This is a genomic window from Sphingomonas sp. Root720 (assembly GCF_001428605.1).
Lineage (GTDB): Bacteria > Pseudomonadota > Alphaproteobacteria > Sphingomonadales > Sphingomonadaceae > Rhizorhabdus.
Genome location: NZ_LMID01000015.1, coordinates 340,116 through 359,877 on the forward strand (window position 1 = coordinate 340,116; position 19,762 = coordinate 359,877).

General features: G+C 70.3%; 16 protein-coding genes. 5 read left to right on the forward strand and 11 right to left on the reverse strand.

Annotated features, from left to right (window positions below; all coding sequences use genetic code 11):
- Positions 1 to 92: 92 nt before the first annotated feature.
- Positions 93 to 1,622 (forward strand): hypothetical protein, encoded by a 1,530-nt coding sequence (locus ASE22_RS23815; protein ID WP_056365618.1) that lies wholly within the window; start codon positions 93 to 95, stop codon positions 1,620 to 1,622.
- A 79-nt stretch (positions 1,623 to 1,701) separates the two neighbouring features.
- Positions 1,702 to 4,404 carry a TonB-dependent receptor domain-containing protein gene (locus ASE22_RS23820; protein WP_056365620.1) on the forward strand — a complete coding sequence of 901 codons (2,703 nt, stop codon included), beginning with the start codon at positions 1,702 to 1,704 and terminating at the stop codon, positions 4,402 to 4,404.
- Positions 4,405 to 4,492: 88 nt separating this feature from the next.
- On the opposite strand, the gene ASE22_RS23825 is transcribed toward ASE22_RS23820, so the two are convergent.
- Both ASE22_RS23825 and ASE22_RS23830 read right to left on the reverse strand, forming a co-directional pair.
- Positions 4,493 to 5,779, reverse strand: a complete 1,287-nt coding sequence (locus tag ASE22_RS23825; protein ID WP_056365623.1) for a glycoside hydrolase family 130 protein — start codon at positions 5,777 to 5,779, stop codon at positions 4,493 to 4,495.
- Between the two features lie 49 nt (positions 5,780 to 5,828).
- Entirely contained in the window at positions 5,829 to 8,117 is a 2,289-nt protein-coding gene (locus ASE22_RS23830) for a glycosyltransferase family 4 protein (RefSeq protein ID WP_056366175.1), read from the reverse strand.
- 293 nt (positions 8,118 to 8,410) lie between these two features.
- On the opposite strand from ASE22_RS23830, the gene ASE22_RS23835 reads away from it, so the two are divergent.
- On the forward strand, positions 8,411 to 9,538 hold the full coding sequence (locus ASE22_RS23835) for a zinc-binding dehydrogenase (protein ID WP_056365626.1): 1,128 nt from the start codon (positions 8,411 to 8,413) through the stop codon (positions 9,536 to 9,538).
- Between the two features lie 191 nt (positions 9,539 to 9,729).
- Here the strand turns inward: ASE22_RS23835 and ASE22_RS23840 are convergent, their stop codons facing one another.
- The 4 genes from ASE22_RS23840 to ASE22_RS23855 all read right to left on the reverse strand — a co-directional run bounded on the left by ASE22_RS23840 (position 9,730) and on the right by ASE22_RS23855 (position 13,973).
- Positions 9,730 to 11,376, reverse strand: coding sequence for a M28 family metallopeptidase (locus ASE22_RS23840; RefSeq protein ID WP_056365628.1), 1,647 nt, complete (start codon positions 11,374 to 11,376; stop codon positions 9,730 to 9,732).
- A 55-nt stretch (positions 11,377 to 11,431) separates the two neighbouring features.
- The gene (locus tag ASE22_RS23845) at positions 11,432 to 12,310 is read right to left on the reverse strand and encodes a general secretion pathway protein GspK (RefSeq protein WP_235537446.1); all 879 of its coding nucleotides are present in this window, start codon (positions 12,308 to 12,310) and stop codon (positions 11,432 to 11,434) included.
- Positions 12,307 to 12,873 (reverse strand): prepilin-type N-terminal cleavage/methylation domain-containing protein, encoded by a 567-nt coding sequence (locus ASE22_RS23850; RefSeq protein ID WP_056365631.1) that lies wholly within the window; start codon positions 12,871 to 12,873, stop codon positions 12,307 to 12,309. Before ASE22_RS23850 ends, ASE22_RS23845 begins: the two co-directional genes overlap by 4 nt.
- 71 nt (positions 12,874 to 12,944) lie before the next feature.
- Positions 12,945 to 13,973 carry an ABC transporter substrate-binding protein gene (locus tag ASE22_RS23855; RefSeq protein ID WP_235536005.1) on the reverse strand — a complete coding sequence of 343 codons (1,029 nt, stop codon included), beginning with the start codon at positions 13,971 to 13,973 and terminating at the stop codon, positions 12,945 to 12,947.
- On the opposite strand from ASE22_RS23855, the gene ASE22_RS23860 reads away from it, so the two are divergent.
- The gene (locus ASE22_RS23860) at positions 13,943 to 14,695 is read left to right on the forward strand and encodes a type II secretion system protein N (RefSeq protein WP_162248237.1); all 753 of its coding nucleotides are present in this window, start codon (positions 13,943 to 13,945) and stop codon (positions 14,693 to 14,695) included. The two genes, ASE22_RS23855 and ASE22_RS23860, sit on opposite strands and share 31 nt — an antisense overlap.
- A 161-nt stretch (positions 14,696 to 14,856) precedes the next feature.
- On the opposite strand, the gene ASE22_RS23865 is transcribed toward ASE22_RS23860, so the two are convergent.
- The 5 genes from ASE22_RS23865 to gspL are packed head-to-tail and all read right to left on the reverse strand — an operon-like array spanning position 14,857 to position 19,196.
- Entirely contained in the window at positions 14,857 to 16,074 is a 1,218-nt protein-coding gene (locus tag ASE22_RS23865; protein ID WP_056365638.1) for a type II secretion system F family protein, read from the reverse strand.
- Positions 16,074 to 17,528 carry a type II secretion system ATPase GspE gene (gspE, locus tag ASE22_RS23870; protein ID WP_056365642.1) on the reverse strand — a complete coding sequence of 485 codons (1,455 nt, stop codon included), beginning with the start codon at positions 17,526 to 17,528 and terminating at the stop codon, positions 16,074 to 16,076. Before gspE ends, ASE22_RS23865 begins: the two co-directional genes overlap by 1 nt.
- Positions 17,525 to 18,025, reverse strand: a complete 501-nt coding sequence (locus tag ASE22_RS23875) for a type II secretion system protein M (protein ID WP_056365646.1) — start codon at positions 18,023 to 18,025, stop codon at positions 17,525 to 17,527. The genes gspE and ASE22_RS23875 overlap by 4 nt, the downstream gene beginning before the upstream one ends.
- On the reverse strand, positions 18,022 to 18,165 hold the full coding sequence (locus ASE22_RS27015; protein WP_156397269.1) for a hypothetical protein: 144 nt from the start codon (positions 18,163 to 18,165) through the stop codon (positions 18,022 to 18,024). Before ASE22_RS27015 ends, ASE22_RS23875 begins: the two co-directional genes overlap by 4 nt.
- A complete protein-coding gene (gene gspL / locus ASE22_RS23880) occupies positions 18,162 to 19,196 on the reverse strand; it encodes a type II secretion system protein GspL (protein WP_056365649.1) in 1,035 nt (344 codons plus the stop codon). Before gspL ends, ASE22_RS27015 begins: the two co-directional genes overlap by 4 nt.
- Before the next feature lie 55 nt (positions 19,197 to 19,251).
- Between gspL and gspG the strand changes: the two genes are divergently transcribed.
- Positions 19,252 to 19,761 carry a type II secretion system major pseudopilin GspG gene (gene gspG, locus ASE22_RS23885; RefSeq protein ID WP_443028913.1) on the forward strand — a complete coding sequence of 170 codons (510 nt, stop codon included), beginning with the start codon at positions 19,252 to 19,254 and terminating at the stop codon, positions 19,759 to 19,761.
- Position 19,762 lies beyond the last annotated feature (1 nt).

Sequence of the window (19,762 nt, forward strand, 5' to 3'; positions counted from 1 at the left end):
GTAATCGAGCCGCCATTCAGCCTCTCTAGGAGCGGGATCCGAAGGGCGTGACCGACAGTCGGGCGCCCCTTGGTCCAACAAGAGGGGCAATCATGAAGAAGTTTCGCACCATCCTGATGCTCGGCTGTGCGCTGGCGGTCACCGCCTGCGGCGGTGCCGACGACGTCGCTTCGCCGGGTGAAGGCACGATCATCACGCCGACGCCCACCCCCACGCCGACGCCCACCCCGACCCCGACGCCGACCCCCACCCCGGGCCAGGCCGCCGCAAGCTGCCCGACCGGCACGATCGACCGCGGCACCGTCACCACCGCCTTCCGCAACTGCGAGATCTCGGGCCGGCTGACCGCCGACTACACGCTGCAGAAGCTGCCGGGCGTGATCTACTCGCTCTCGGGTCCGGTCAATGTCGGCACCGACATCGGCGGCGACGGCGCGGCCGCCGGCGGCCAGCGCGTCACCCTCACCGTCCAGCCGGGCGTCACCATCTTCGCCTCGTCGGGCAACGACTATCTGGTCGTCAACCGCGGCTCGCGCCTGAACGCGATCGGCACCGCTTCCTCGCCGATCGTCTTCACCGCCCGCGACAACGTCCTGGGAACGACCACCGACAGCAGCCAGGGCCTGTGGGGCGGCATCATCATGCTCGGCCGCGCACCGATCTCGGATTGCAACACCGCAGTCGCCGGCGGCTCGGCCCAGTGCCAGCAGGTCATCGAAGGCACCACCAGCTCGCTCTACGGCGGCGACCAGGCGGCCGACAACAGCGGCACGCTGCAATATGTCCAGATCCGCTATTCGGGCTTCGCGATCGCGCCGGGCAACGAGCTCCAGGGCCTGACCCTCGGTGGCGTGGGCAGCGGCACCACCCTCGACCATATCCAGATCCACAACAGCTCGGACGACGGCATCGAGATCTTCGGCGGCCGCGCCAACCTGAAATATCTGGTGATCACCGGCGCCGACGACGACGGGCTCGACACCGACCTGGGCTATAAGGGCTTCATCCAGTTCGTGATCGGCGTGCAGCGCGACAGCTCGAACGGCGACTCGATGATCGAGGCCGACTCGAACGGCAACGAGGACGCCACCCCGCGCCAGAACACCCGCCTCGCCAACTTCACCTTCGTCCAGCGCTCGACCGTGCAGGGCGGCAACGTGATGCTGCTGCGCGGCGGCACCGACTATACGATGGTCAACGGCGTCGTCACCGGCACCGGCGCCTGCCTCGACATCGACGAGACCGCCGGCACCACGACGCGCGCCGCCGATGCGGCACTCGACGATGTCGGCCCGCCGAAGTTCAACTCGGTCGCCTTCGCCTGCTCGGGCGGCAACTACCGCGCCGACGGCAACGAAGCGGCGGTCCAGACGATCTTCACCTCCGGCACCAACAACAAGCCGGGCTTCACCGCCTCGCTCACCGGCACCTTCATCAACGGCGCCAACGAGGCCGCGGTGCCGGCGTTCGACGCCAAGACGCTCGGCAGCTTCTTCGCCACCACGTCGTATATCGGCGCGGTGCGGGACGCGACCGACACCTGGTATGCCGGCTGGACCTGCAACTCCTCGACCGCGTCGTTCGGCAGCACCAGCGGGGCCTGCACCGCGATCCCGAACTGACCGGCGCTTAGACGATGATACGGGCGGCGGTCGCGGAAGCGTTCGCCGCCCGTTCGCACATTGTGAACGGGGACCCACCATGAAGAACCCTCTCGCCTTCGGGCGTCTTCTCCTTCTTTCGACGGCGTTGATGTCGCCGGCGGCGCTGCTCGCGCAGGCGACCGCCCCGTCCGCGCCGGCACCCGCCAGCCCGCCCGCCGCCCAGCTACCGACCGACGAGCCCGAAGAGCAGGTCGAGATCTCGACGCTCGGCGCGCCGTCGGCGCGCGACATCATCGTCACCGGCCGGCGGCAGCAGAACACGATCCGCGCGACCCCGCAGGTCGTCTCGGTCCTCTCCTCGGCCGACATCGCCCGCACCGGCGACGGCGACATCGCCGGCGCGCTCCAGCGCGTCACCGGCCTGTCGGTGGTCGGCAACGGCTTCGTCTATGTCCGCGGCCTCGGCGACCGCTACTCGCTGGCGCTGCTCAACGGCTCGCCGCTGCCCAGCCCCGAGCCGCTCAAGCGGGTCGTGCCGCTCGACCTGTTCCCCACCAGCATCCTCGCCTCCTCGCTCGTCCAGAAGAGCTATTCGGCCAATTATCCGGGCGAGTTCGGCGGCGGCGTGATCAACCTGACCACCAAGGCGATCCCGACCGAGCCTTTCCTGTCGATCGGCGGCTCGATCGCGGGCGACAGCGAGACGACCGGCAATCTCGGCTACACCTATTATGGCTCGGACTATGACTGGTTCGGCTTCGACGACGGCACCCGCGACATTCCCAAGGGCCTGAAGACCGCGATCAAGAATTCGGGCACGATCCCGATCGTCCAGGGCTCGACCTACAGCGCGCAGGACCTGCAGGGTTTCGCCGCCAGCCTCAACAATGCGGACACCGCGCTGCTCCAGCGCAACAAGAACATCCCCGCGAATTTCTCGGCCGACCTGACCGGCGGCACCTCGGTAGAGACCGACAGCGGCCGGGTCGGCGTGCTCGCCGCCTTCGGCTACAACAACAGCTGGCGGACGCGCGACGTGCTCCAGCAGTCGTCGATCGACCCCGGCCTCGCGGGCATCCCGCAGACCCAGTTCCAGACCGTCATCACCGACAATCACGTCACCGTGAACGGTCTGCTCGGCCTCGGCGCCGAGGTGAACGACCACAAGTTCCGCTGGACCAACCTGTTCATCCGCGACACCGTCAAGCAGGGCCGCCTGTCGGCCGGCTACAACCGCAGCGTCGAGGACCAGGATCCGACCCTGCCGGCGTCGGTGATCAAGCAGAACACCTACTGGTTCGAGCGCCAGCTGATCGATACCCAGGGCGTCGCCGAGCTACGCTTCGACAAGCTCAGCATCGACCTGCGCGGCACCTATGCCAATTCGCAGCGCGAGAGCCCGTATGAGCGCAGCTTCTCCTACAACTACAACGCCGCCATCGGCGACTATATCAACAACCTGGCGTCGGGCGGCCAGTCGGCCGACATCGCGTTCAGCGATCTGAACGAGGACGTCTACGCCGGCAGCGCCGACGTGGGCTACAAGCTGGACGGCGCGCTCAAGGGCACGCTGACCGCCGGCTACGCCTACAACAAGACCAAGCGCCAGTCCGAACGCTACCAGTTCCAGTTCTTCCGCCCGGCGGGGGCGCTGGGCCAGGGTGTCGCGCAGGAACGGCCCGACTATCTGCTGTCCGACTATAATATCTACGCCTACAACATTCAGCTGCGCGACGTGTCGGGCGCCGAGGGATCGCGGGCCTATGACGCCGGACTCGAGATCCACGCGGGCTATGGCCAGGCGGAGATCGAGTTCGACAACGGCCTGCGCGTGCAGGGCGGCGTGCGCTACGAGGACGCCAAGCAGACGGTCACCCCCGACGCCGGCGCGGCCACCAACCTCTCGAAGAGCTACTTCCTGCCGGCGCTGACGCTGACCTATAATTTCAACGACGACATGCAGTTCCGCATCGCCGCCTCGAAGACCGTCGCCCGTCCGCAGTTCCGCGAGCTGGCGCGCCAGATCTACCAGGACTTCGACAGCGACCGCCAGTTCACCGGCAACCCTTTCCTGGTCGACTCGCGGCTCACCAATGCCGAGGCGCGCTACGAATGGTATTTCGACCGGAACCAGCGCCTGTCGCTGGCCGGCTTCTACAAGAAGATCGACAATCCGATCGAGGCGGCCGCCTTCTTCGCCGGCGGCGGCGTGCTCCGCACCGGCTTCGCCAACGCGCCGGAAGCGCAGCTCTACGGCGCCGAGATCGAGGCCGAGAAGCATTTCGCCCTCGACACGCTCGGCGGGGCGTTCTTCGCCTCCAAGCGGCTGGTCCTGATCGCCAACTATACCTGGACCCAGTCGAAGCTGAAGGTCGACGACTCGATCGTGATCGGTCCGGACCTGTCCCCGGTGGCGGCCGACACGCTGTTCCGCGACGGCGCGCCGCTGACCGGCCAGTCCGATCACATCGCCAACGTGCAGATGAGCTTCGAGGACACCGAGCGCCTGTCGCAGGTCACGGTGCTGCTCAACTATGCGAGCGAGCGCGTGACCAACCGCGGCCCGATCCAGGGTACGCTGCGTCAGCCCGACATCAAGGAAAAGCCGGGTTTCCGGCTCGACCTCGTCGGCCGCCAGGGCTTCAAGCTGCTGAACACCGACATGGAGCTGAAGATCGAGGCCCGCAACCTGACCGGAACCCCCTATAAGGAGTTCCAGAAGGCCGGCGCCAACACGATCTACCTGAACCGCTACAAGGTCGGCCGCAGCTTCTCGCTGGGCCTGACCGCCAACTTCTGATCGCCCGCGATCGGACCGGGACGGAAGGGCGCGGGACCGCAGGGTTCCGCGCCCTTTTCCTTTAGCGATGGCGCTGTGCGGACGCCCGTCAGGACATCTTCGCCAGCAGCTCGTCGATCGGCACGAAGGCGAAGGCGACCGAGCTGTCGGCGACGCCGTAGGGCAGGAAGATCTGGTCGCCATGGCGCAGCGCGCCGCAGGTATAGACCACGTTGGGCACATAGCCCTCGCGATCATGGTCGTGGGCGGCGAGGATCGGCTCCGCCGTCCGGCCGAGCAGCTTCGACGGGTCCTTCTTGTCGAGCAGCACCGCCCCGATCGCATATTTGCGCATCGCACCGACGCCGTGCGTCAGCAGCAGCCAGCCCTCGTCGAGCTCGATCGGCGGGCCGCAATTGCCGATCTGGACGAATTCCCACGGATAGACCGGCTTGAGCAGGAGATCGCCGTCCTCCCAGGCGTCGACCTGGTCGGAATCGAGCAGGAACAGGTTCTGCCCGTCCTGCCGTCCGATCATCATGTAGCGGCCGCCGATCTTGCGGGGGAACAGCGCCATGCCCTTGTTGCGGGCCGCCGCCCCCCGGATCGGCACGAGGTCGATCGCACGGAAGTCGCGGGTCCGCATCAGCTCGGACTGGATCTCCCGCCCCGAATAGGCGGTGTAGGTTCCGATATATTCGCTGCTGCCGTCGTCATGGGTGAACAGCGTCAGCCGCAGATCCTCCAGACCGTTGCGCTGCGCCGGGGTGATCGGGAAGATCACCGTGCCGGACAGCGTGCTGTCCTTGTGGCGGTAGACGGTGGTCGGGCCGTCGAGATCGTAGACGCCGTCCGCGTCGGGGGCGTCGGCGGCGGTGGCGAAGGGCGGTTCGGGCGCCAGGATCAGCTCGCAGTCGGAGGTGATCAGCCCCTCGCGGAAGGCGACCGAGCTGATATGCCCCTCGCCCACCGCGCGCAGCGACATGAGGATGCGCAGCGTGGCCGGCGACAGTCCGCTCTGGTCGGGGTGCGGCACGACGCTGGGATTCATCAGCGCGGCGGCGGCATAGCTGTATTCGTGGCAGAAATAGGCGCCGATCAGCTGCCGCTTCTCGTCGCCGATGTCGGGCAGGTCGAGGTCGAGCAGCGTCTGGATCTGATCGAATCGGGTCGCGAAAACCCGCCGCGTCTGCCAGTGGCGCGCCTCGAAATCGGCGAGCACGAGGTGGAGCTGCCGCCGCGTCTCCTCCATGTCCATGTCGAGCACCGCCTGGACGAGCCGCTGGGCACGGCCGGGCTCGGAGCCATTGGTTTCCCAGGAGAGGTGGAAGGGCCGCACGACGACCCGCGATGCATCGGCGGAGAGGCGGAGCGAATGGGTATAAGGCGTGATCATGGGCTCCCGCGAATCTCTGGGACCGGAATAGCGCCACTGCCTATGATAGTCAGGCAGCGTCACGCGTCTTTCTAGCTTCGAGATCCTTGGAAAGCGAGATCATGGCGACATTGGCGAGTTGCAGCGCCAGGATCGACTCCGCGCCCTGGTTGCGATTGACCCCGTGCGGCATCAGCCCGTCGAAGCATCCGCCGTCGACGCCGTCGGCCAGCGACAGGCCGAGATCATTGTCGCCCATGAACCATCCATAGGCGCGCCAGGCGAGGTCGCCCCATTGCGGATCGCCGGTTACGGCGAAGGCCGCGACGCAGGCGTCGATGGTCGCCTGCGCCTCCAGCGGCTGCTGGTCGTAGGGCAGCGGGGGCGCATGGGGCCGATGGAAGCTGTCGGTCCCGACCGGCCGGAAGGCGCCGCGCGCATTGGTCTGCACCGCGCAGATCCATTCGAGCGTTTCCAGGCCGATGTCGATCGCCGCCCGGTCGCCGAGCACGACGCCCGCCCTGATCAGCGCCTCGGGCAAGCGGGCGTTGTCATAGGCGAGCACGGCCTCGAACCAGGCCCAGTCGGGCCGGCGCGACGTGGCCAGCAGGTTCTTCAGCAGCTCGGCCGTCTCCTTGAGGATCGCCATCGCGCGTGCGTCGCCGGGCTGGACGGACAGCATCTCCGCCGCGCCCAGCGCCGCGAAGGCGCGGGCTCGCGGCGAGACCAGGGCGTCGGCCAGCGGCGCCGCCTCGCCGAACAGCGCGGCCGCCCAGTCGCGGATGCCGACCGCGGTGCCGTGCGCCGCGGCGCAGCCGAGCGCCCACAGCGTGCGGCCGTTGCTGTCCTCGGACCCCTCGTCCTCGCACCAGCGCCGGTCGAAGCCCATGAAGTTGCGGAAACGACCGCGATCGGCATTCCAGCCATGGTGGACGAAGGCGGCATAGGTCGAGGCCAGCCGGGCGATCGCATCGCGGTCGCCGCCCTCGATCCGGCAGGTCAGGATCAGCGCCCGCGCATTGTCGTCGATGCAATAGCCGTGGTTGCGGTCGGGGATCGTGTGGATGCCATGCTGGTATAGGCCCGTCGCGTCGGTCATCCGCATCAGCGCGCCGAGCTGGGGCACCGACGGCACCCGCTTGCGCGCGAACAGATGGGCGCGGGGACGTATCTCGTCGGCCGATCCGATCAGGGCCAGCGCCCGTTCGACGGCCTTGGGCCATAGCAGCCTGCGCCCGAGCCCATAAGCGCGCTGTGCCAGCGCGTCGCGCCCTTCGTCATCGCCCAGCAAGGCGTTCACCGCGTCGGCGAGCGCCTCCGAATCGCGCGGGGGGACCAGCACGCCATGCCCGTCGGCCAGCAGCTCCACGGCGTGGAGATAGGGCGTCGATACGACCGGCTTTCCGAGGCCGATCGCATAGGACAATGTTCCCGAGGTGATCTGCGCCATGTTGAGATAGGGGGTCACGTAGACATCGCAGGCCTCGAGCCAGTCGAGCAGGTCTTCCTGCTCCAGAAAGGCGTCGATGAAGCGGATATGGCGGGCAACCCCCAGCGCCTCGGCCCGTGCCGCCAGCGCTTCGCGATGGGCCTCGCCCCGCTCGCGCACGAGGTTGGGATGGGTCGCGCCGATGACGAGATAGCAGCACTCGGGATGGGCGGCGACGATCGCCGGCATCGCGTCGATCATGACGTCGATACCCTTGTCGGGCGCGAGCAGCCCGAAGGTCATGACGATCTTCCGCCCGGCAAAGCCCAGGGCTGCCTTCGCGGCCTCGGGGTCGACATAAGCGCGGTCGGGCACGCCATGGGGGATGACGGCGATCCGCTCGGCCTCCACCCCATAGACCTCCTGCAGGATGCGGCGGCCCCGCTCGGCCATCACGATCAGGTGGGATGCGCGCCGCAACAGCGCCTCGAACACCGTGCGCTCCGCCGGGGACGGCGTTTCGAGGACGGTGTGCAGCGTGGCGATGAGCGGCAGGGTCGACCGCTCGACGAGGCGGAGGATATGGTCTCCCGCCTCGCCGCCGAAGATGCCGAACTCATGCTGGAGCCAGATCGCCTGGGCGCCGCTCGCCTCGATCAGCCCCGCCGCCAGGCGGTAGCCGGCCGGATCGTCGGCGGGGATCGTCCGGACGCCGTCGGGATAGGCGACCCCCGATCCGTCATCCATGGCATAATGATCGACGATCAGGTCGGGGAAGCGCGCATGGAGCGCATCGACGACATGCGACGTGAAGGTTGCGAGCCCGCACCGGCGCGGCAGGGCGTTGCCGATCACGGCGATGTGGCGAATCCTGGAAAGCGATGGCTGATCGCCACCGGTTTCGAAGATCGAGCGGATTTGTTCCTGCATCCCGCGCATCGCTTCCTTGTCCAACTCTTCCCCCGCTGCGGGAGTCCAGAACGATGTTGCAACGCAATAGTTTCACTGGTTTCGGCGGCGGACCGCCAAAAAGATATTCTTGATTTCCCCCGGGTTCCTGCATCTTGATCCATGTTAATATCCCATTTGCATCGCGGCGTCGGATCGTCCGGTACCATGGGGCTTTCGCTTCCCCTCCGGCCGCTGCGCGGCCACCTGATCATTGGACCACTTGGCCTCCGCGCGGCCGGACGGCACAAGCGGCATCGACGAAGGAGAGCATCATGGCGACGACGGGACGCGAACTGCGATCGACGGTGGGACGGGACGGCGTGCTGACGCTGTCGATCGAGGAGGTCGATGTCGGCACGCCCGCCGCCGACGAGGTGATCGTGCGGGTGGAGGCCGCCCCGATCAATCCCAGCGACCTGGGGCTGATGGTCGGTCCCGCCCAGGTGGCGAGCTTGCGCGCGAGCGGGACGGCCGAGCGGCCGGTGCTGAGCTTCGACGTCCCGAAGGCGGCGCTGGCCGGCGTCGAGGCACGGATCGGCGAAGCGCTGCCGGTCGGCATCGAGGGCGCGGGCACCGTCGTCGCGGCGGGGGCCGATGCCAAGGCGCTCGAAGGCAAGCGGGTCGGGGCCTTCGGCGGCGGCATGTATGCCGATTATCGCCGGCTCAAGGCGAAGGACGTGCTGCCGCTGCCCGAGGGCGCGAGCGCCGCCGACGGCGCATCGATGTTCGTCAACCCGCTGACCGCGCTCGGCTTCGTCGAAACCGCGCTGGGCGAGGGGCACAAGGCGATCGTCCACACCGCCGCGGCGTCGAACCTCGGCCAGATGCTCCAGAAGATCTGCCTCAGGGACGGCATCCCGCTGGTCAACATCGTCCGCTCGGAGCAGCAGGCCGACATCCTCCGTGCGATCGGCGCCACCCATGTGCTGGACAGCCGCGACGGGGCGTTTCGCGACCGGCTGGTCGACGCGATCGCCGCGACCGGCGCCACCGTGGCCTTCGACGCGATCGGCGGCGGCACGCTGGGCGGCGACATCGTCCGCGCGATGGAGCAGGCCGCCGTCCGTACCATGGCCGAGTATAGCCGCTACGGGAGCAACACCTTCAAGCAGCTCTATATCTACGGTGCGCTCGACCTGTCGCCGACCGTCCTCAACCGCATGGCCTACGGCTTCCAGTGGAGCGTGTCGGGCTGGCTGCTGATGCCCTTCCTCGCCAAGGCCGGCCCCGAGGTCCTCGCCCGGATGCACCAGCGGGTCGCCAACGAGCTGACCAGCACCTTCGCCAGCCATTATACCCGGACGATCGGGCTGGCGGAGGCGCTCGATCCCGACACGCTGCGCGCCTATGAGCGCAAGGCGACCGGCGAGAAATATCTGATCGACCCGACCCGGGGGTAGAAGCGGGGTTTTCGAGTTCCCGTCACCCCAGCGAAGGCTGGGGTCTCACGAGAGAGGAGACGAGCGCGAGGCAGGAGCCGCCCGAGATGCCGGCCTCCGCCGGCATGACGCAGAGGGACTGGGGGCCGCTTATGCATAGGTCCCGCCCGCCAGCATGACGTTCGGCCGATCGGCCGGCGCGGCCCGCGGCTCTAGCGCCGCGCCGCCGCGCTGCGGTCGCGGATCGCCTTGAACTCCGATCCGGCCTTCCACTGCGGCCAGGCGGTGCCGTTCGCCAGTTCCCCGGCGATCGTGCCGACCAGGTCGATGTCCTGCACCGCGCCGGCCAGGTTCCAGTCGGGGCTCCAGGCGTCGCAGGCCTGGTGATAGCATTGACCGGTATAGGCATCGATCCACGCCTGCCCGGCCTTCACCCCGCCTTCCTCGAGGTCCGACGCCCCGGCGATGCCCATCAGCAGCAGCACCGGCACGCCGCGCTTGGCGAGCGAGAAATGGTCGGCGCGGTAGAACAGGCCGCGCTCGGGCAGGCCTTCCGGCGTGACCCTGCGCCCCTGCGTCGCCGCGACCCGCGCCATGTCGTCCTCGAGCGTGCTCTGCCCCTTGCCGACCAGCACGACGTCCTTCGCCGGCCCCGCCGTCTGGAGGATGTCGATCGCGAGGTTGGCGACGGTCTTCTCGACCGGAAAGACCGGGTTCGCCGCATAATATTCGGAGCCGAGCAGGCCGCGCTCCTCGGCGGTCCAGGCGGCGAAGACGACGCTGCGGGCCGGCGCGGGCCCCGCCTTCATCGCGCGGGCGATCTCGAACAGGCCGGCGATGCCCAGCGCATCGTCATTGGCGCCCGCGCGGTAGATGCGCCCCTGCGCGTCGGGCTTGCCCGCGCCATAGGCGTCCCAATGCGCGCCCAGCATCACCACCTCGTCGGGCCGCTTCGCGCCGGGCAGCCGCGCCAGCACGTTGCGGCTCGTCACCACCTCGTGCGCGACCGGCGCGTCGGCGGCGAAGGTCACCCCCTTCAGCTCGACCGGCCGGAACGCCGGCGACCGCGCGGCCGCCATGAGCTTGGCGAGGTCGAGCCCGGCCGAGGCGAACAGCCGGGTCGCCGCCTCGCCCGCAAGCCATCCCTGCAGCGCGACGCTGGTCAGGTCGCCCGGCTTGCGCGCGATGTCGTAATTCTCGCCGCCGCCGCTGATCACGACGTTCCAGCCATAGCCGGCCCCGGCCGTCTCGTGGACGATCAGCGCGCCGACCGCGCCCTGCCGCGCCGCTTCCTCGAACTTGTAGGTCCAGCGGCCATAATAGGTCATCGTCCGGCCGCCGAATTTTCCGGAGACCGGCTCGCCCGCCTTCGCGGCGAAGTCGGGATCGTTGACCAGGAAGATCGCGACCTTCCCCTTCAGGTCGGCGCCCTTGAAATCGTCCCAGCCGCGCTCGGGCGCCTTGACGCCATGGCCGACGAACACCACCGGCGCCCCGGCGATCCGCGCGACGTCGTCGGGACGGACGGTGGAGACATAGACGTCCTTCGCCTGCTCGACCGGCATCGTCCCCTTCGGCCCGTCGAACGCCAGCATCTTCGGCGTGCCGAGCCGGGTGTGGAGCAACGGCACCTTCTGCACCCACGCGCCGTCGGGGCCGCCGGGCTCGAGCCCCAGCTCCTGGAAGCGCGCGACCAGATAGCCGATCGTCCGCTCCTCGCCCGCCGTCCCCGGCGCGCGGCCCTCGAACAGGTCGGAGGCGAGCGTCTTCACGGTCTCGGTCAGGCGGGCGGGATCGGCGGCGGCGGCGGGCTGGGTGGCGGCGAGAGCCGCGGCGATGGCGATCGGGAGAGTCTTCATCCGCCGACTCTTAACCCTATGGATGGTCAGGACAATCCCGTTCGTGCCACCACCGTCAGGGCAAGGCCGGCGCCTGCACCGGCGCCGAGGCGCCCATCCAGCGGCCGACAACCGCTGCCGCCTTGCCGCCCATGCCGTCGTCCTTGCGGGCGATCAGGCTGGTGATCTGCTGGCTGGTGTCGCCGATCCGGACGCGGGTGCGGACCCAGAACAGGTTGGAGGTGAGCCCCGTCCCCTGCGGCATCGCCACGTCGATCGAGGCGAGGTCGGCGGCGGTGACATAGCCCTGCCGGTCGCGCAGCGCGACGATCCGCCGCGCCGCCATCGGATCGCCGGTCATGATGCCGAGCAGGTCCTCGCTCGCGGCGTTGAGGTTGATCTTGCTGTCATAGGGCAGCGCCGTCAGCAGCCCCGACAGCCGCGCCACCTGCGCCGGGGCGAGGCCGAGCGCGCCGAGCGGGCGGATGTCGGTCAGCGGGCCCGCGGCGCGGATCGCGGCGACCGCCCTGACGGTCTGCTCGGGGGTCATCCCCACGGCGGCGGCGATCCTGCCGAGCGCCTCCGCGGCAACCGGATCGGGCTGCATCACCGCGTTGACGTTGAAGCGGCCCTGCGCGTCGGCGATGGCGAGGTCGAAGCTGCCGCCCTCGATCGGCGCGCCGCGCTCGGCGAGCGCCCCCCAGGGTTCGGAGCGGTTGTCGTTGTCGGGGGCGACCGCCGCGTCGCGGCGCAGCGCCACCACCGCCGAGACCTCGCCGCCGCGCGCGATCGCCTGCGCGCGGGCGGCCTCGCGCATCTTCAGCCCGCGCTCGAGGCCGCTGTCCTCGGCCGAGATCATCAGCAGCAATATGCCGCTGGCGATCGCGACGAACAGCAGCACGTTGACGAGGATCATCCCTTCCTCGTCGCGGCCCGGCGCAGTCCCTGCCGTCACGGATGCACCGGCAGCGGCACGACCCGCCGCAGCGATCCGCCGGCCGCAGCGCCCGGCGCCAGCGCGATGTCGGCGGCGACGGCGGCCGGCCACTGGTTGGCCAGCGCGGGGTCCGGCGGCCAGCGGTCGACCCAGCCCATGCCCGGCCGGTAATAGCTCCAGCGCACCGCGCCGACCCCCTGCAGCATCCGCTGCGCGCCCTGCGGCAGCCCGCGTCCCCGGACGCCGCGCAGCAGGGTGCCGGCGCCGTGCTGGTAGGTGATCCGCACCGGCAGCCCGCCGGCGGCGGCGAGCGGGCGGCTGAAGCTCAGTATCGCGCCGTCGCCCTGGAGCGGGCCGGGGCTGAGCTGCGACAGGTCGTTGTCGATCACGTACATCGCGCGCTGCACCTCGGCGAGCCGGTCGAGCCGGCCCTCGGTGCGGTCGCGAATCCCCATCAGGCTGTCGACCAGCGCCAGCCCGGCGAGCGCGATCAGCCCGAACAGCGCGAGCGAGATCATCAGCTCGATCAGGGTGAAGCCGGCCTGGGCTTCCTCCACAACCGCCCCACCGTCGATCGTCATGCCGGCGCAGGCTGGCATGACGGTTCGGGAAACAGGTCCGTCAGACGGGCGCCCGCAGGCGCCGCTCCCCGTCACAGCGATCCGCTCTTGTCCGCCACCATATAGCCGTCGGGACCAGCGACCAGGATCGTCAGCGCGCGTGCCGCGCTGCCATCGGCGGCGAAGCGGATCGGCCCGGTGACGGTGTTGAACGACGGCACCGACAGCAGCGCCGACCGGTCGACCACGCCGCCCTCGCGCAGCGCCTCGATGATCGTCATCGCGTCATAGGCGAGCGCCGCGATCAGGCCCGGCCCGGTCGCCCCGCTCTTCTGGTAGCGGCCGGCGAAGTCGGCGAGCGCGTCGGGGTCGGGCCCCGACAGCCAGGCGCCGGCGATCTCCTGCGGCGGCAGGTCCATCGCCTGCTGGGTGCCGAGCAGCTGGATGCCGCTGCCCGCCAGGGCCCGCGCCGCCTGTCGCAGCGCATCGCCGCCCTCGGTGACGAGCAGCGCGTCGGGCAGTCCGCCCGCCCGGCGCAGCGCCGCCGGCAGGTCGGCCGCGAGGGTGCCCGCCGGCAGCATCGTCACCTCGAGCCCCGCCGCGCCGCGCAGCCGCTCGGCCGCCGCATTGCCCTGCGCCGACCAGCGCGATCCCCCGCCGAACACCGCGACGCGGCGTACCCCCCGGCCGCGCGCGTAGCGGAGGACCGCGGTGACGCTCTGCCCGGCGGTGATGCCGAGCAGGAAGGCGCCGCTGCCGATCAGGTCCTCGTCGTTGCTGAAGCTGAGCACCGGCACCGCGCCGGCGGCCTGCGCGGCGGCGCGGCTCTCCTCGGCGAAGAGCGGGCCGACGATCGCGCGGGCGTCGCGGCGCAGCGCGAGCTGGACCGCCGCGACCGCGCCGGCCGCCGTCCCGCCGGTATCGAGGACCACCGTCTCCTCGGGCTTTCCGCCCGGCGATTGGGCGAGCACCGCCGCGCGCTGCATGCTAAGGCCGACCAGGGCCGACCCGCCCGACAGCGGCAGCAGCAGCGCGACGCGTGGCCGCTTCGCCGTCGCGGGCGCGGCGGCGAGCGGAGACAGGAAGGACGATGCCGATCCCAGAAGCAGCGCAGACGGCACCAGCCGCAGCAATCGACGCCTATCCCGATTCATATGATGCTCCCGAAGGCCGTCGTCGCGACCGCTTCCTGCTCGCCATGGGCGCTGTCGGCCTGGGCGTCTATCTGCTGACCCTGCTGGCGACGATGCCCGCGCGGATCGTCGTGCCGCTGCCCGGCGCGACCGGCACGATCTGGCACGGCAGCGCGCCGATCGACGGCGGCAACCGGATGGAATGGCGCTGGGCGCCGCTGCGCAGCCTGACCGGACTGGGCTTCGCCGCCGACGTCGCGGTGACGGGACCGCAGACCGCGCTCGACGGCCGGGCGCTGCTGCGTCCCGGACATATTCTGTTCGAAGGGGTGAAGGGCAGCGCCGATGGCGGGCTGCTCGCGCTCGCGCGGCCCAGCTTCGCCTGCGCGGTGCGGATGCAGGTCGATCTCGCGCGCGTCTCGATCGGCGGCGGCCGGCAGGGCGCCGATGGGCGGATACGGAGCGAGCCGGGCAGCTGCCAGCCGTTCGGCGGCGCCGCCGTCGCGGTGCCGGCGCTGGCGCTCGACATCCGGCAGACGCCGGGGCTGGCGGTGATCGGCCTCGCCCCGATCGGCGAACGGCGCAATCCCTTCCTGGTCGGCGGGCTCGGCGAAGACGGCAAGCTGCGCCTGATCGTCAGCGCCCAGGGCGCGGCGGCGCTGCCCTTCCTCGCCCCGCCCGGCGGCATGACGATCGAGACCGAGCTTTAACCTCCCATTCCTCCCCGCGCGAAGCGGGGGGAGGGGGACCATGCGCATCATGGTGGAGGGGTGGCGCACAGCGCCGGCTTCACCGTCGCCCCCTCCACCGCCTGCGGCGGTCCCCCTCCCCATCTGCGATGGGGAGGAATTGGCTTGGGCCCCACCCACCCTCACATCCCCACGATATTGTTGAGGTTGATGATCGGCAGCAGGATCGCCAGCACCATCAACAGCACCAGCCCGCCCATCATCAGCAGCACCAGCGGCTCAACCAGCGAGACGAGCAGCGAGGCCATCGCCTCCAGCTCGCGCTCGAGCTCGGCGGCGGCGCGGCCGAGCGCGGGGCCGAGCTGGCCGCCATTCTCGCCGCTGGCGACGATCGCGACCAGCATCGACGGGAAGATCCCCGATTCGGTCATCGCCGTCTGCAGCGTCGCGCCCTCGCGCACCCGCGCCGCGACACCGACCGCCGCCGCGCGGACATGGCGGTTGGGGGTGACGGCCGCGGCCGCATTGAGCGCCTCGACCAGCGGCACCGAGCTCTGGACGAGAGTGGCGAGGCTCGCGGCGAAGCGCGCGGCATTATATTGGCGGCTGAACCGGGCGAGCGGCCAGGTCGTCGCGATGCCGCGGTCGAAGCGCAGCCGGTTGGCCGGCACCCGCAGCCAGCGCCCGAAGACCAGGATCGCCGCGAGCAGCGCGATCGCCATCGCCAGCCCATATGCCTGCAGCCCGCCCGAGATCGCGATCAGCGCGCGGGTCAGGAAGGGCAGCTCCGCCCCGCGCGAGATGAAGACGCGGACGATGTCGGGCACGACATAGACCATCAGCAGCGCCATCATCCCGAAGGATACGACCGCGAGCAGCGCCGGATAGAGCAGCGCGAGCTGCACCTTCTGCTGGTTGCGCTGCCGGCTCTCGACGAAGTCGGCGAGATGCTCGAGCACCTGGCTCAGCTTGCCCGCCTGCTCGCCCGCCGCGACCGACGCCGTGTAGAACTCGGGGAAGGTCGCGGGGTGCAGACGCAGCGCCGCGGCAAAGCTGTAGCCGTCGAGGATCGACCCCCGCACGTCGAGCAGCAGCGAACGGAGCGCCGCGCCCTCGGCCTGGTCGGCGACCAGCTTCAGCGCATGCTCGATATTGACCTCGCTCGTCACCAGCGTCGCGATCTGGCGGGTGACGGTCGACAGCGCGCGCGCGCCGATCCTGCGGCGGAACAGCCGCGCGCCGATCCCGGGCGCGGCCCCGCCCGTCGCCGTCTCGACCGAGGTCGGCAGCCATTCGCGGTCGCGCAGCAGCTGGCGCGCGGCGGCGGCGCTCGACGCCTCGATCACGCCCTGCTTCGCGGCGCCGCGCGGGTCGACGGCGCGGTACGCAAAGGCCGGCATCAGCCCTCGTCCTGGACGACGCGGGCGACTTCCTCGACGGTGGTCAGCCCGGCGCGGAGCTTGGCGATGCCGTCGTCGAGCAGGCTCGGCCCGGCCTTGCGCGCGGCGGCGGTCAGTTGCGCCTCGGACGCGCCGTCATGGATCATCCGGCGCAATTCGTCGTCGGCGGCGACCACCTCGTACAGCGCCATCCGGCCCTTATAGCCCTCGCCATGGCATTCGTCGCAGCCGCCCGCGCGCCAGATCTTCTTGCCGGGCTTGAGCGCGCCGCCGAGCAGCGCCGAATCGGCGTCGGTCGCGCGGTCCTGCCAGCGGCAATGCTCGCACAGCCGGCGCACCAGCCGCTGCGCGATCAGTCCGACCACCATCGGCGCGAGCAGATAGCGCTCGACTCCCATGTCGGTCAGCCGGGTGATCGATCCGATCGCGCTGTTGGTGTGCAGCGTCGACAGCACGAAATGGCCCGTCATCGACGATCGCACCGCGACCTCGGCGGTCTCCTGGTCGCGGATCTCGCCGACCATGATCACGTCGGGGTCCTGCCGCAGGATCGCGCGCAGCCCGCGCGCGAAGCTCATCCCGGTCTTGGCGTTGACCTGGGTCTGGGCGATCCCCGCCAGCTCATATTCGATCGGGTCCTCGACCGTCATGATGTTGCGCTTGCGGTCGTTCAGATGGGTGAGCGCGGTGTAGAGCGTCGTCGTCTTGCCCGAACCGGTCGGGCCGGTGACGAGCAATATGCCGTGCGGCCGGTCGAGCAGCCGCAGGAACATGTCGCGGTCGCGCTCGGACATGCCGAGCGTGGCGGTATCGAGCCCGGCCGATCCGCGGTCGAGCAGGCGCATCACCACCCGCTCGCCATGCTGGGTCGGGATGGTCGAGACGCGGACGTCGATGTCGTAGCCGCCGACGCGCAGCGTGACGCGGCCGTCCTGCGGAATGCGCTTCTCGGCGATGTCGAGCCGCGCCATCACCTTGATCCGGCTGACCAGCAGCGGCGCCAGCGCACGCTTCGGCTCGACCACGTCGCGCAGCACGCCGTCGACCCGGAAGCGGACGATCAGCCTTTTCTCCTGGGTCTCGACATGGATGTCCGACGCGCCGTCGCGCACCGACTGGAGCAGCAGCGCGTTGATCAGCCGGATCACCGGGCTGTCGTCGCGGCTGTCGAGCAGGTCGTCGACCGCCGCCGCGCTGTCGGCGAGGGTGGCGAGGTCGTCGGTGTCGGTCAGGTCCATCGCGCCGCCGCTGTCGCGATAGGCTGCGGCGACCGCGCTTTCGAACGCCTCGTCGGCGACGGTCTCGAAGGCGAGGCCGCTGCCGAAGCGACGCTGGACCTCGAGCATCGCCTCGGGGGTGGCGCCGGTGCGGAACAGGCAGCGGACGGCACCCTCGGTGCCGTCCTGCAGGAGGACGCCGTGGCGGCGGGCGAAGCTGTAGGGAAGCGCGGTCATGCGCGCACCGTCAGCTCGGCCGAGACGAAGCCGCTCGACGGCCGGCGATCGAGCCGCAGCCCGATCACCCGCAGCCGGCTGGTCTGCTCGACGTCGGCGATCCAGCGGACCACCGCCTCATAGGGCGCGTCGGCGATCGTCACGCGGAAGCCGTCGCCATCCGGGTTGACCACCGGCACCACCCCGAAGCGCGCCGCGCTGGTCGAGAGGATCGCGGCGGGGGAGGCGTTCGCCTGCGGCTGGGCGGGCGCCTGGCCGATCGGGCCGGCGCCGCGCAGCCGGACCGTCAGGCTCTCATAGGTGCGGATGTCGGACAGCGCCTGCGCCCGCCCGCGCTGGATGGGCAGGATCACCATCGTCACCAATACCCACAGGACGAGGATCGCGGCCAGCCCGCCGAGCAGCCATTGCTCGCGCCGGCTGCGCGCCTGCCAGGCGGCGATCGCCTTCTGCCGGGCCGGCTCGAAGGTCGGGAAGAGCGTGGCGAAATCCTTCATGCCGCGCCTCCCTGCGCCACGTCCCGCGTCATCCCGGCGAAAGCCGGGATCTCACTGCCTTCGCCTTGCTTGGCGATGGACAGGAAGAAGGGAGATCCCGGCTTTCGCCAGGATGACGGTAGATGGCCATGATCGCTCATGCCGCGCCTCCGCCGACGACCAGGTCGTCGCCGTCGAACCGGCCGGTCAGCCCGGCCGAGCGCAGCGCGCTGACGATATTGGCGCGCGCGCCGGGATCGGCCAGCTCGACATCGAGGCGCAGGCTGCGCCGCGCCTCGTCGAAGCGCATCGACCGGATCGCCAGCGTACCGCCGAACGGCGCCAGCGCCGCGGAGGTCCGGCCGAGCAGCGGCAGCAGCTGACCCGGCGGCGCGTTGCCGCCGACCGGCAGCAGCTCGGCCGCGACCAGCGCCGCCTCGCGCGGATCGTTGCCGCCGTAGCGGCCCGGGGCGGCGGTGTTGAGCAGCGCGGTCAGCTCGGCCCCGCGCTTCGCCGCGACCGAGCGCAGCGCCACCATGTCGGCGGCAGCGATCGCGCCATGGGCGATCAGCCCCGCTGCGGCGACGATCGCCACCCGGCGGCCGATACGCGACAGGCCCTGGCGCGGCCGGGCGAAATCGCCCTGGCGCAGGTCGAGCGCGACCGGAACGGTTTCGCCGCTATCGGCGACCTCGTCGCAGTCCGGCTTGCCCGCCGCCGTCCACAGCGCGACGAACAGCGGCTCGGTCGCGGCGAAGCCGGTCCCCTCGGGGGCGCGGACCAGGATGCGGCCGTCCGATTCGCGGCGGACGTTCCAGCGGCCGGACTGGGGCATCGGCAGCGCCAGCGCGTCGGGCATGATCGCCGCGTCGGCGATCCCCGCCTCGGCGGCGGCGGCGACCCAGGCGGCCACCAGGGCGCGGTCGACGACGCCCACCAGATAAGGGCCGCCGTCGACCTGCGTGCCGAGCGCGAGATGGACCGCATCGGCGCGGTCGGCGATCCGCTCCTCGATCGCGAAGGGCAGCGCCGCCAGCCGCCGGGCGTGCGACGGCAACGGCAATGCGACCGACATCGTCAGGACATGTTCGGCGGGTACCAGCAGGACAGCGCGGGCGGCCGATCCCGCGACGGCCCGCACGCCGGTGCGATCGAGCCGCCAGACCCCTGCTTCGGCCCGCGGGCCCAGCATATTTTTTATCCGCGCGCCGATTGGCGCTATGCTAGGCGACTGTAACATCAGTTTCATGGATATATCTCATAGCGCCGCCATGATCATAGTTTCGCAACACTTTCATGACGAGCCCGAACATAAGGGCAGGCGTGCCATCCCGGACCCCGAGGCCGGACTGACCCTGATCGAGATGATCGTCGTGCTAGCGATCATCGCGCTGGTCGCCGCGCTGATCGTCCCCAACGTCATCGGTCGCCCCGACGAGGCGCGCGTGACGGTCGCCAAGACCGACCTGCGCACCATCTCCGCCGCGCTGAAGATGTACCGCCTCGACAATGGCGACTATCCGACGACCGAGCAGGGCCTGGCCGCGCTGTCGAGGAAGCCGGCCACCGCGCCCGAGCCGCGCAACTGGTCGGCCGAGGGCTATCTGGCCCAGGTGCCGGTCGATCCCTGGGGCCGTCCCTATGTCTATCGGATGCCCGGCGCCGGCGGCGCGGGCTTCGACCTGTCGAGCCTCGGCAAGGACGGCAAGCCCGGCGGCGAGGGACTCGACGCCGACCTGAGTGATAAAGCACCCTGAG